Raw genomic sequence first — 12,479 nt, 5'->3', positions numbered from 1 at the left:
CAAGACTCCCGCCGTGTCATGGCATGCCATGACACAACGTGTTACGTCACAGTGTGTTACGGCACGACGGGAGGAAAAGCCTGCAAACCGGATCGAACGCTACACCGTCCCAAAGCGGGCTTTGACACCACCCCCGCCCACGGCGGGCGTGACGCGTGAAGCGGCGCAATTATTGCTTTTTCGTCATTGTGAGTGATGAAGATTTCGATCATGTTGGAAGTCGCCGGCCGCTGAACGGCCCTCCGCCCATGACGCGCGGTCGGAACGGGCGTCGCGGAGGGATCTCGGCGCCTCCGCCGGCGTCTCGGCCTGCTCCGCTTCCGCGGCCTCCTCCTCGCCGCCGGGGCCGGTGCGTCCGGTGTCAGGGCCGGTGCGTTCGCCGCCCGGGGCGGTGTGTTCGACGTCGTCCAGATGCGCGAGCGTGGTCGCGATCTGGTGGACGACGCCGATGTTGAACGGCAGCGAGTGGTGACCGACGCCGGGAACCCGCAGGTTGCGGACGATCAGGTCCGGATGGCGGACCAGCGCCGCCTCGGTCGGACGAATGATCGCATCCAGGTCCCCGGAGAAGGCCACGAACCTGGTCCGGCAGTTCGGTGCGGGCTCGGCGAGTTCGCGGATCACGTCCGAGTCCGGGACGAGCTGGCGCAGCAGGGTGTACGGCACCATCGGGGGGAGCAGCCGGGCCAGGCGGGTGCCCTCGTGCGGCGTGCCCAGCGTCACCAGGGTGTGCACGCGGGCGTCGCCGTCGAGTTTCTGCACGTAGTAGCGGGCAACCAGGCCGCCAAGGGAGTGCCCGACGATGTGTATGCGCGGGTAGCCCGTCTGCTCGCACATCGTCTCGACCACCGTTGCCAGCTTGCGGGCCGCCGTCGGGACGTCCGCGGTGAACAGCGGCAGGTTCACGGTGACGACCCGCCCGAAGCCTCGCCGGCGCAGCGACCGACGGAGCCGAGTGAAGATCGACCTGTTGTCGATCATGCCGTGGACCAGCAGGATCGGCGTGCCCGCGRCTTCGATGTCGCCGACGAGCAGCCCACGCCGCAGCGGGGAAAGGCCGTCGAGGGTGTAGCGGTCGGCCGGTTCGCGCAGCCGTTCCGAGACGACCCCGATCGGATAGAAGGCGATATGGGTTGCCAGCCAGGTGGCTTCCGCAGCCATTCCACGGATCGCCGCCGGTGTCTCAAGCAGGCCGCGGGTCATTTGCGTGCCCCGACGGGCCGCGGATGAGCTCATGGATCGGGTGGCTCTGCCTGCCGCCGCCCCCACCGGCCCCAGTTGACGCTTTCCGATTGCCCTGCTCCCGTCCGTGCTCGGACAGTTGTCCGAAGAACCAGTCGGCCGCACGAACTGGCCAGCCGAAGGCAGCGCGATCATCGGCCTGCTCGCGCGGCCGCGGGTCCGGGTTTCCCGCGCGGGGATGGACCCGGGAACGGCACGATACTCGCAGGCACGTAGCCCCTGGACGTTGCCCGGATGTCGCACCCGACCAGGCCGGGTCCGACGGATCGTCGACCGCGTGGGCGGCGCCCAGCCGGCCGACGCCCACCGGACACGGCCCAGCCGTTTCACACCAGACGGACCTGGCGCGGTCCGGGAGGCGTCACTGGGAACCATCACGACGTCTACCCTTACTGAGAGTATAAAAAGAGTGGGTGGATGTCGACTGTTGGTTTCTCGCCGTGACTGCCGGCCGGGATGGCGGCGGCTGTGATCCCGCCGGGCAACAGCGTGCTTCCGCCGGTGCGTCCGGCTAGGGTCTACGGAGAGATCGGGCCACGGAACGCCATGTACGGGGCATCGCGTCAGGGAAGCGACGTCCCCGGCTGATGGTGTCAGGGAACGCGAGGAGGCCGCGTGAGCGAGACCGGTGAACGTATCCGGGTGGTGGTCGCCAAACCCGGCCTTGACGGCCACGATCGCGGCGCCAAGGTTATTGCGCGGGCACTGCGGGACGCGGGTATGGAGGTCGTCTACACCGGTCTGCACCAGACGCCCGAGCAGATTGTCGAGACCGCTATCCAGGAGGACGCCGACTGCATCGGCCTGTCGGTGCTCTCGGGCGCACACATGACCCTTTTCGCGCGTCTGATGGAGCTGCTGCGGGAGCGTGGCGCCACCGACATCGTGGTAACCGGCGGCGGGATCATACCGGATGCTGACATTCCGCAGTTGAAGGCGCTCGGCGTCGCCGAGATATTCACGCCCGGGGCGACCACGGGCGAAATCGTCGAATGGATCCGGTCGAGCGTGGCCGCGGCCCACGCGCCCGGCCCCAGCGCGGTTTCCGCGGGCTGAGTCTTCCAGGTACCTTCCGGGGTCTTCCGGGTGCCTTCCGGGCCCACCGGTTTCGCCTCCCGGGTCACCGGCTTTCCGGGCCGCTCGAGCGGCCCGGCCCGCCTGCCGATGGCCGGCAGACGGCAGGCGGGCGGCGGACGACCCCGGACGGAGGGCCTTTCGGGTACACGACCCGAGGGCCGGACCGCGACCGGGTCCCGGTCGGGGAACGCACGCCGGCGCCGAAGCTCGCACGGGTGCGTGGGGCTACCCCGGCCGGGGTTTCGAGAGATCGCTCATAGGGGCGGATCCGGGAGGTCTCACGGGTAGGTGGGCCGGGGCCGCCGGCCGGCCAGGTGCGCGCTCGGTACGCCACGGGGCCCGCTCGTCGTGTCCACTCCGTCCGGACGCGGGGCACCGCCGGGCGGGACGCCGGCACTCCGCACCGGCCGTGCCCGCCGGCTCTGTTCACCGGCCGCGCTCGCCGGCTCCGTTCACCGGCCGTGTCCCTGTCGCCGGTCCGCCGGGTGGGCACGGGCATGCACCGAGGATGCGCTGAACATGTGCCGGACATGCGCCGGGCATGCTTGTCTTCGTTGTTTGTTCGCCGTTGTCCATCCGCCGTTGTTGTGACATCGGGTGTCACAGGCGCTTGTAGTTGTTCCGCCGTTCCCGTTCGGCCGGCGGTGCACGGCTTGTGGCCGGATCCGGGTACGTAGTGAGCGAGGTAACGCGGCCGTCGCCGTGGCGGGCGCCGAGATCGTGCCGGGTTCGATCGGAATAGTGGGTATTGCGATCACTGTGATCGCGGTGTCGACCACCACAAAAGCAGGCGTCCGGCACCGGATCCGGGTGATGATGGTGGCTGACCCCGGACATACGAGACCGGCCGCCGCGGCAGGAGCAGCCTCCACCGGGACGGGCGTCTTCAGTAGGCTCGGGGCGGCTTCCCTTTTCTTCGAACTTACGAACGTTCGGCCCTGACCACCGATCTCATATCCGACTGGACGGACTGTGGATCTCTTCGAGTATCAGGCGAAGAAGCTGTTCGCCGACCACGGCGTGCCTGTGCCCAGCGGCAAGGTCGCCACGACCCCCGACGAGGCACGCGGCATCGCAACTGATCTTGGTGGGCGTGTCGTCGTCAAAGCGCAGGTCAAGACCGGCGGCCGCGGCAAGGCTGGTGGCGTGAAGGTCGCCGACGGCCCGGACGACGCCACCGCCAAGGCATCGGCAATCCTCGGGATGGACATCAAGGGCCACACGGTCCACTCGGTCCTCGTGGAGCAGGCGAGCGACATCGCCGAGGAGTACTACGCCTCCTTCCTGCTGGACCGGGCGAACCGGACCTTCCTCGCCATGTGCTCCCGCGAGGGCGGGGTGGAGATCGAGGAGGTCGCCGCTACCAAGCCGGAGGCGCTCGCCCGCATCCCGATCGACCCGCTCGTCGGGGTCGACGCCACCATCGCCCGCCAGATCGCGGTGGCGGCGAAGCTCCCCGAGGCGGCCCTCGACGGTGCCACCCAGCTGCTGGTGAAGCTGTGGGAGGTCTTCGTCCGCGCCGACGCCACCCTGGTGGAGGTCAACCCGCTGATCCTCACCGGCGACGGCCGCGTGGTCGCGCTGGACGGCAAGGTCAGCCTGGACGAGAACGCCTCCTTCCGCCACCCCGACCACGCCGCGTTCGTGGACGTCGCCGCGGTGGACCCGCTGGAGCAGCGGGCCAAGGAGAAGGACCTCAACTACGTCAAGCTCTCCGGGCAGGTCGGCATCATCGGTAACGGTGCCGGTCTGGTCATGTCGACCCTCGACGTGGTGACATACGCCGGTGAGGAGTTCGGTGGGCAGCGCCCGGCGAACTTCCTCGACATCGGTGGCGGGGCGTCCGCGGAGGTGATGGCGGACGGTCTGTCGATCATTCTGAGTGACCCGGCGGTGAAGAGTGTGTTCGTGAACATCTTCGGCGGGATCACCGCCTGTGACGTCGTGGCCAACGGCATCGTACAGGCGCTGAAGATCGTCGGCGACATCACCACCCCGCTGGTCGTGCGGCTCGACGGCAACAACGCCGAGGAGGGCCGGCGGATTCTGCGCGAGGCCAACCTCGACGTGGTCAAGCCGGTGGACACCATGGACGGCGCGGCGCGGCTCGCCGCCGAGCTCGCCGCGGCCGCGGCCTGAGCGGACGGGAAGAGGCTTCCGACAATGGCAATCTGGCTGGACGAGACGTCCAAGATCCTGGTTCAGGGCATCACCGGCTCCGAGGGACGCAAGCACACCGCCCGGATGCTGCGCGCCGGCTCGAAGATCGTCGGCGGCACCAACCCGAAGAAGGCGGGCACCGATGTCGAGGGTGTGCCGGTCTTCGCGACGGTGGCCGAGACGATCGAGAAGACCGGCGCCGACGTCTCGGTGGTGTACGTCCCGCCGGCCGGGACCAAGGCGGCCGTCATCGAGGCGATCGACGCGGGCATCCCGCTCGTCGTGGTCATCACCGAGGGCGTGCCGGTGCACGACACCACCGACTTCTGGGCGTACGCGAAGTCCAGGGGCAACAGCACGCGGATCATCGGGCCGAACTGCCCCGGGATCATCAGCCCGGGCCGGTCGAACGCGGGCATCATCCCGGCCGACATCACCCCGCAGGGCCGCATCGGCCTGGTCAGCAAGAGCGGCACCCTGACCTATCAGATGATGTACGAGCTGCGTGACTTCGGCTTCTCCACCTGTGTGGGTATCGGCGGTGACCCGGTCATCGGCACCACCCACATCGACGCGCTCGCCGCGTTCGAGACCGACCCCGACACCGACGCGATCGTGATGATCGGTGAGATCGGTGGTGACGCCGAGGAGCGGGCCGCCGCCTACATCGATGAGCACGTCACCAAGCCGGTCGTCGGCTACGTCGCGGGCTTCACCGCGCCGGAGGGCAAGACGATGGGCCACGCGGGAGCGATCGTGTCCGGTTCGTCCGGGACGGCGCTCGCCAAGAAGGAGGCTCTGGAGAAGGCGGGGGTGCGGGTCGGCAAGACCCCGTCCGAGACCGCCCGGCTCATGGCCGACGTCGTGCGCTCCCTGTAGCCGCTCGCGGAACCTGCCCCGCGGGGGATCCCGCCTCGAATGATCTTGTTTCCGCTGGTTGTCGTTCCTGGCGTCGTATGACGGCGGGCCCGTTGCGGCGGCATCGTTTCCGGACCGGGTGTGGCGAGTCGTTTCCGACGGTCGGCCACGCCCGGTTGTCTTTTGTGTACCCCCTGCGTTGTTGGTGGCGGGCGGCTCGGTGCCGTGGATATTTTCAGGGTCCTTTCCCGGACATGATCGCGTTGTTTCGGCGGACAGAGGCTACGGTGTCAGGGATGAGTCCGTCAGGTCACCGCTGATCGCTGAAGTGGGGTCGTCCCGTGACACGTATAGCCGGCCGAGACATACCAAACAACGACCTTGGCATCCTGGCTGCCGGCGTCGTCCTGCTCATCGCGTCGTTATTCAACTGGTTCTCGGCCAGTGGGTTCGGCGTCACCCGTGGAGAGAACGCGTGGGGCGTCGGCTTCCTCGCCTACGGCGGCGTCGAACTCGGGCTGCTCGCCGCCGCCCTGGTGGCGGTGCGGGTCTTCACCCGGGTCCAGCTGCCGGCGGTGGGTGCCGACTGGTCTCTGATCATCGCTGCTGTCGCCGGCCTCGGCACGATCCTGATTTTCTTCAAGGTGGCGCTGGGGATCGACGGTCTCGACCGGGCGGTCGGGCTGTGGCTCGGGTTTGTCGCGTCCATCGCCATCACGGTCTTCGCCGTCCTGACCGCTGTCGCCGGCGGGCATGCGCTGCCGCGCGGCGGCCACCGGGACCGCTCGCCCAACCCGATACCTCCGGCTCCCGGGTACGACGCGTACGGCCAGCCGCTCTCGGGCGGTTACGGCCAGCCAGGCTCCTACGGCCAGCCGCCGCAGGCCGGTGGGTACGGGGGGCAGCCGGGTGGCTACGGCCAGCCGCCCCAGGCCGGCTACGGCCAGCCGCCGCAGGCCGGGGGCTACGGGCAGCAGGCCTACGGCCAGCCGGGCTCCTACGGCGGCCAGCCGCCGCAGCCCGGTGAGAGCCAGCCGCCCTACGGCCAGCCCGGCCGGTAGGGCCCACTCCGCCCCCGCTGGCCCCGGCCTGTTTCCCGCGGGCCGGGGGCTGCCCGGCCCGGCCGGGCATCGGCCTCCCTGACGGCTGCCCGGCCCCGCGGACGGGCCGGCTGCCCGCCACGCCCGGAAATGTCCGACCTCTCCACTAGAATTCGAACACATGTTCGTCGACGGGGAGGTCGTCATGGCTGTCAGCACCGCGTGGTTGCGGGCCGAGTCCAGACGTCTGCGGGCGCTCGGGTGGTCCTATCGGCGGATCGCGCTGGAGTGGCAGCGCCGGTACCGGCTCAACGCCCGGGTCGCCTTCCGGCTCGCCCACGGCTGGACGCAGGAGGAGGCGGCCCGGCGGTGGAACACCCGCTGGCCCGGCGACGACGYGCCGAAGACGGGCAAGTCCTTCTCCTACTGGGAGGTCTGGCCCGCCCGCGGTGGCCGAGCCCCGTCGACCCGGACGCTCCATCGGCTGGCCGAGCTCTACCTGTGCCGTCCCGGCGATCTTCTTGACGGGGATGATTTCGGCCGTCTCGACACGGGCCGCGACGAGGCCGCGCGGGGGCACGCRAGCGCGCGTGGGCACGAGGCGGCCCCGGCGCGCTCCGGCCGGCTGATCCACGCCCCGCGCGAACACCGCGCCGGGTCGGCGGCATCGGGTGGCGACTGCGGTCCATGTGTCGGCCACCCGGCCCGCCGGTCCTCCCGTCACCCCGTCTGAGCAGGCGCTATGCCCTGATCAACGGTGCTCTCGACGGATGCGCACAGGCCGCCTGAGGTCAGTACAGTCGGAGCGGAACGGTCCCTGGCCGCTGACCGTGCCGTCGGCTTCGACGGCGCGTTGCCGGCCACCTGCTTCTCCGGGGAGTCCCGTGTCCGCTCGACTGGTTGTTCTCGCCTCCGGGGTGGGCACCACCTTGYAGGCTGTGCTGGACGCCTGCCGGGATCCGTCCTTCGGCGCCGAGGTCGTTGCCGTGGGCACGGACCGCTTCGGCACTGGCGCGCAGGAACGGGCGKTGGCTGCTGGTATCCCAGTCTTCACTGTCCGTCTTGAGGACTTCCCGCGCCGGGAGACGTTYGACGAGGCCACGGCGGAGCGGATCGCCACCTGTGATCCGGATCTGCTGGTGCTCGCCGGCTACATGAAGATCCTTGGAAAGCAGGTCATCGGACGTTTCCGAACGGTGAACACCCATCCGTCGCTGCTGCCTGCGTTCCCCGGCGCCCACGCCATCCGGGACGCGCTCGCGCACGGTGTGAAGGTCAGCGGGGTCACGGTCCACTGGGTCGACGAAGGCGTCGATACCGGGCCGATCCTTGCGCAGGCGGCGGTGGACGTGGAAGCGTCCGACACGGAAGAAACGCTGCGTAGCCGTATCCAGGCAGTGGAACGCATCCTGTACGTACAGACGATCGGCCGGATCGTCCGGTCGGAGGAGGGGACATGACATCCGCACAGGTCCCGCGGGAGTCCTCACCCAACGAGCCGGTGGCGGGAGCGCAGGGTTCCCCGCCTACCGACGCGGCCTCGTCCGGCGGTGGCGAACTGGTCGCCACGGGGCGGCGCCCCATCCGGCGGGTGCTGGTCAGCGTCTACGACAAGACCGGTCTGGCCGAACTGGCGGCCGTGTTCACCGAGGCCGAGGTGGAGGTCGTCTCCACCGGTTCGACCGCGGAGGTCCTCGCCCGGCACGGCCTGGCCGTCACGCCGATCAGCACCCTCACCGGGTTCCCCGAGATCCTCGGCGGGCGGGTGAAGACGCTGCACCCGCGGGTGCACGCCGGCCTGCTCGCGGACCTGCGCAACGTCGAGYACGCCGAGACGCTCGCCGAACTCGACATCGAGCCGTTCGACCTCGTCGTGTCCAACCTCTACCCCTTCCGGGAGACGGTGGCCGGCGGGGCTCCCGAGGACGAGGTGATCGAGCAGATCGACATCGGTGGCCCGGCGATGATCCGTGCCGCCGCGAAGAACCACCCCACCGTGGCCGTGGTGGTCTCCCCAGCGGACTATCCGGAGCTGGTCGCCGCGATCCGGGCCGGTGGTTTCGACCTGGCCGCCCGCCGCCGACTCGCCGCCCGCGCCTTCGCCCACACCGCCGCCTACGACGTCGCGGTCGCGTCCTGGTTCGCCAGCGTCGGCGCACCCGACCAGGTCGCCCGCGAGTCCGGCTGGCCGGACACGGTCGCCGCGGTGTGGCGCCGCGCCGAGGTGCTGCGCTATGGCGAGAACCCGCACCAGCGGGCCGCGCTGTACGCCGCCGAGAACGAGGAGCCGGGGCTCGCCGGTGCCCGGCAGCTACACGGCAAACCGATGTCGTTCAACAACTTCACCGACGCGGAGGCGGCCCGCTCCGCCGTGGCCGACTTCGGCGAGCCGGCCGTGGCCGTGATCAAGCATGCCAACCCCTGTGGTCTGGCGATCGGCCGCGACATCGCCGACGCGCACCGCAAGGCGCACGCCACCGATCCGGTGTCCGCCTTCGGCGGGGTCATCGCGACGAACCGTCCGGTCAGCGTCGCCCTGGCCGAGCAGATCGCGGAGATCTTCACCGAGGTCGTGGTGGCGCCCGGCTACGACGACGGGGCGGTGGAGATCCTGGCCCGCAAACCCTCGATCCGCCTGCTGGAGAGCCCCCTGCCGCCGCACTCGCACGGCGTGCAGATACGCCAGATCTCCGGTGGGCTGCTGCTGCAGTCCCGCGACGCGCTGGACGCCGCCGGTGACGATCCCTCGGGCTGGACGCTGGAAGCCGGCTCGCCCGCGGACGAGGGCACCCTGGCCGATCTCGCCTTCGCCTGGAAGGCAGTCCGGTCGGTGAAGTCGAACGCGATCCTCGTCGCCACCGACGGCGCCACGGTCGGTGTCGGCATGGGCCAGGTGAACCGGGTGGACGCCGCGCGACTCGCGGTGGCCCGTGGGGGTGACCGCGTGAAGGGGGCGGTGGCCGCCAGCGACGCCTACTTCCCGTTCCCGGACGGGCTGCAGGTGCTCATCGACGCCGGGGTCCGCGCGGTTGTCGAACCGGGCGGATCCGTCCGCGACGAGCAGGTCGTGGCGGCCGCGCGGGATGCCGGGATCACCCTCTACTTCACCGGCGTCCGGCATTTCACGCACTGACGGTCACGCACTGACGGTTACCGCGCTAACGGTAGCCGGCGGAAGCGTCTGAAGCCTTCGGGGTCGGTGGAGGCGATGCTTACTGACAGTGCCCAACTGATAGTGATCAACTGATGGTGATCAGCGGAAACGGCGTCCGAATCCGCCACGGCCTGACCAGGGCGCGGCGGCCGGTGGGGCCGGGTCGATGTCGGGGTCACGGGCAGGCATCCGCCGCGCGGCCGGCGTTTCGGTGACGACGGTGTCATCGGTCCGGCCGTCGTCCCGCCGCCGTGACGCGCGTACCTGGTCGTTGGTGCCGTCCGGATCCGCATGTGGCGGCCGGACGGCACCAACGCTTCACGAGATGGACGCGGACTCCGCCGCTGCCGCCCCACGCCGCGACGTGCTGGTGGTGGTGCCGTTCGAGGACGCCGGGATGGCCCCACCGGGCGTGTCGTTGGTGGGGACGTAACGCTGCGCCACCCAGTCCAGGGCTTCCCGCCAGTTCGCGCCGTACAGGACCGAGATCCTGTCCGCCGTCTGCCGCGCGAGCGCCTGTACGAACACCCGGTCGTCGCTGTCCAGGTGCCGGGCGTCTCCGAAGGTCTCCCAAGCTCGGAACATCAGTTCCTGCAACTTCTTGCTGTGTGGCGATTCGTCTGTCACGGCCCACTCCCTCCCACTCCGGTGGCTGCGGCGGAAGTGTCCCCTAGTCCCGTGCGGAGGGTTCACCCGGGGGTCTAAAAAATTGCGATTCGATGGATGATCACGGGTTTTTGCGATTGCCGGCGCGGTACTGGGCGATCCGCCCACTTAAAGATCAAAAATGCCTCGGAGCTGCCCGGACAGGGAAGCTGGCGTGGTCGGAAGGCCCCGGCGGGCCCTGGGACGCGACGTGACCGCGGGGCCACTGCGACCGGCACCGCCTCCGGACGCCCATCCTCAACAACTCCAACGACTGTCGCGGCCGGGGAGGCCGCCTCCCAGTGGGCCGCTGCGGCCGGGAGGCCGCCTCCCAGCGGGCCGCTGCGGCCGGGAGGCCGCCTCCCAGTAGACGTAGACTGCTCTGCGTGGTCGGGGTGAGTGGCCGGGGGATCGAGTCCGGACAGGGGCTGCCGGTTCCGGTCGACCGTCCGGCCGGTGGGGCGTGGACATGTCGGTGACTGTGCGGTGTCGGTGACTCCACGGTGAACGCCGGCCGCCGTCAGCGTCTGGCCCGGAGGCGCTCGTCGCCGGGCTGGGACCCGGTGCTCACGGTCGTGCTGGGTGCGGCGATCATCGCTCTGGTGTTCGTGTCACAGGACCACTGGCGACGCGGGCTGCTCGGGCTGGGCGTGGTCCTGCTCGCCGGGGCCGTCATGCGGCTGGTCCTGCCGACCCGGCGGGCTGGGCTGCTCGCCGTCCGGAGCCGGGTTTTCGATGTCGCGACACTCGCAGCCCTCGGCGTGACGATCATCGTGGTGACGCTGGCGGTACCGGCCCCGGGGTCGTAAGGGCCGCGCGGACGCGGCCGTCATCCCTGAAGGGCGCGCGGCGGCGGGGCCCGCTGCCGACGGGTGTCCAGTGGCGGAGCGTCCGCTGCCGTGATCCCGGTGGCCTCCCGGGAGGCTCGGCTGGCCCGGGGCGAGGAGTCCGCTGCCCATCTCGAAGGCGATCGCGGTAACCTCACGATATCCGGAACATTTCTAAACATCATCCGAATATCGTGTTCAGATGAGCGGGGCGAACAGTACACATGCCGACCCACCGCGTCCCCCTGATCCCCGGTGACGGGAGCGGGCCTGGGCACACCGAGGCGGCCACCCGGGTGCCCGGGGCGGCTGCCTCGGCCGTGGGCTGCGGTTTCGGCGTCATCTACGATCTGAGGCCGAACCGTATCGACCCGGCCGCCGGCGGGACGGCGGAATACACCGACGCCATCACCGAAAAACTGAGGGGCTGACACCGATGGGTGGGAAGGTAACCGTTGTCGGAGCTGGTTTCTATGGTTCCACGACCGCGCAACGCCTTGCCGAGTACGACATTTTCGACACGGTCGTCCTCACCGACATCATCGAGGGCAAACCGCAGGGGCTCGCTCTCGACCTGAACCAGTCGCGGCCGATCGAGGGTTTCGAGACCACGGTTGTCGGGACGAACGACTACGCCGACACCGAGGGGTCGGACGTCGTCGTCATCACCGCCGGTCTGCCGCGCAAGCCGGGCATGAGCCGGCTGGACCTGATCGAGGTCAACGCGAAGATCGTCCGTCAGGTGTCGGAGAACATCGCGAAAACCTCGCCTGAGGYCGTCGTCATCGTGGTGTCCAACCCGTTGGACGAGATGACCGCGCTCGCCTCGAACGTCCTCGGCTTCCCCCGCAGCCGGGTCATCGGCCAGGCCGGCCTGCTCGACACCGCCCGTTTCACCAACTTCGTCGCGGTGGAACTCGGCGTGCCGGTGAAGTCGGTCCGCACGCTCACTCTGGGTTCGCACGGCGACACCATGGTCCCGGTGCCCTCACACTCCACGGTGGACGGCAAGCCGCTCGCCGACCTGCTCCCCGCGGACAAGATCGAGGAGCTGGTGACCCGTACCCGCAACGGCGGGGCCGAGGTGGTCGCGCTGCTCAAGACCGGATCGGCGTACTACGCGCCGTCCGCCGCCGCCGCCCGGATGGTCAAGGCCGTGGCCGAGGACTCCGGCGCGGTGATACCGGCGTGCGCGTGGGTGGATGGCGAGTTCGGTATTGCCGGTGTCTATCTCGGTGTGCCCGCCGAGATCGGCCGTGGTGGCGTGAAGAAGGTCGTGGAGATCGACCTGTCCGACCAGGAGAAGGCCGCGCTGATCACCGCCGCCGAGGCCGTCCGGGCCAAGCAGGCCGACGTCGCCAACCTGTAACGGCCTGTAGTAACGGTCTGTAACAGCTGCCGGCTGTGACGACGCATTGCCGTAGCGGACCATGACTGGTCGATGGCTGGTCGATCGTCCCATGGCCGTACCACCGG

At 69.8% G+C, this 12,479-nt stretch carries 12 protein-coding genes; 10 read left to right on the top strand and 2 right to left on the bottom strand.

Annotated features, from left to right (window positions below):
• Positions 1-183 precede the first annotated feature (183 nt).
• Positions 184-1,161 carry a triacylglycerol lipase gene (locus BL254_RS08475; RefSeq protein WP_254857919.1) on the bottom strand — a complete coding sequence of 326 codons (978 nt, stop codon included), beginning with the start codon at positions 1,159-1,161 and terminating at the stop codon, positions 184-186.
• A 696-nt stretch (positions 1,162-1,857) separates the two neighbouring features.
• Here BL254_RS08475 and BL254_RS08470 point away from each other — a divergent pair.
• The 7 genes from BL254_RS08470 to purH all read left to right on the top strand — a co-directional run bounded on the left by BL254_RS08470 (position 1,858) and on the right by purH (position 9,510).
• Positions 1,858-2,298 carry a cobalamin B12-binding domain-containing protein gene (locus BL254_RS08470; RefSeq protein ID WP_013875048.1) on the top strand — a complete coding sequence of 147 codons (441 nt, stop codon included), beginning with the start codon at positions 1,858-1,860 and terminating at the stop codon, positions 2,296-2,298.
• Positions 2,299-3,291: 993 nt separating this feature from the next.
• Positions 3,292-4,458 carry an ADP-forming succinate--CoA ligase subunit beta gene (sucC, locus tag BL254_RS08465; protein ID WP_047221608.1) on the top strand — a complete coding sequence of 389 codons (1,167 nt, stop codon included), beginning with the start codon at positions 3,292-3,294 and terminating at the stop codon, positions 4,456-4,458.
• 24 nt (positions 4,459-4,482) lie between these two features.
• Positions 4,483-5,358 (top strand): succinate--CoA ligase subunit alpha, encoded by an 876-nt coding sequence (gene sucD / locus BL254_RS08460; RefSeq protein ID WP_047221609.1) that lies wholly within the window; start codon positions 4,483-4,485, stop codon positions 5,356-5,358.
• Between the two features lie 320 nt (positions 5,359-5,678).
• A complete protein-coding gene (locus BL254_RS26920; protein ID WP_175648320.1) occupies positions 5,679-6,398 on the top strand; it encodes a hypothetical protein in 720 nt (239 codons plus the stop codon).
• Between the two features lie 184 nt (positions 6,399-6,582).
• Positions 6,583-7,110 (top strand): helix-turn-helix domain-containing protein, encoded by a 528-nt coding sequence (locus BL254_RS08450; protein WP_254857917.1) that lies wholly within the window; start codon positions 6,583-6,585, stop codon positions 7,108-7,110.
• A gap of 151 nt (positions 7,111-7,261) precedes the next feature.
• Positions 7,262-7,837, top strand: a complete 576-nt coding sequence (gene purN / locus BL254_RS08445; protein ID WP_076843006.1) for a phosphoribosylglycinamide formyltransferase — start codon at positions 7,262-7,264, stop codon at positions 7,835-7,837.
• Positions 7,834-9,510: a bifunctional phosphoribosylaminoimidazolecarboxamide formyltransferase/IMP cyclohydrolase gene (gene purH, locus BL254_RS08440; RefSeq protein ID WP_254857915.1), complete on the top strand. Its 1,677-nt coding sequence runs from the start codon at positions 7,834-7,836 to the stop codon at positions 9,508-9,510. Before purN ends, purH begins: the two co-directional genes overlap by 4 nt.
• Positions 9,511-9,849: 339 nt before the next feature.
• On the opposite strand, the gene BL254_RS08435 is transcribed toward purH, so the two are convergent.
• Positions 9,850-10,158 carry a hypothetical protein gene (locus tag BL254_RS08435; protein ID WP_013875041.1) on the bottom strand — a complete coding sequence of 103 codons (309 nt, stop codon included), beginning with the start codon at positions 10,156-10,158 and terminating at the stop codon, positions 9,850-9,852.
• A gap of 521 nt (positions 10,159-10,679) precedes the next feature.
• Between BL254_RS08435 and BL254_RS08430 the strand changes: the two genes are divergently transcribed.
• From BL254_RS08430 to mdh, 3 genes are all read left to right on the top strand, one after another.
• Entirely contained in the window at positions 10,680-10,985 is a 306-nt protein-coding gene (locus BL254_RS08430; RefSeq protein ID WP_235433270.1) for a DUF3017 domain-containing protein, read from the top strand.
• Positions 10,986-11,227: 242 nt separating this feature from the next.
• A complete protein-coding gene (locus BL254_RS08425) occupies positions 11,228-11,434 on the top strand; it encodes a hypothetical protein (protein ID WP_047221611.1) in 207 nt (68 codons plus the stop codon).
• Between the two features lie 5 nt (positions 11,435-11,439).
• On the top strand, positions 11,440-12,372 hold the full coding sequence (gene mdh / locus BL254_RS08420; protein ID WP_076843005.1) for a malate dehydrogenase: 933 nt from the start codon (positions 11,440-11,442) through the stop codon (positions 12,370-12,372).
• Positions 12,373-12,479 lie beyond the last annotated feature (107 nt).

The organism is Protofrankia sp. BMG5.30, assembly GCF_001983005.1.
Lineage (GTDB): Bacteria > Actinomycetota > Actinomycetes > Frankiales > Frankiaceae > Protofrankia > Protofrankia coriariae.
Note: the sequence above shows the minus strand (reverse complement) of the source record. Positions and strands in the feature narration are given on the sequence as shown.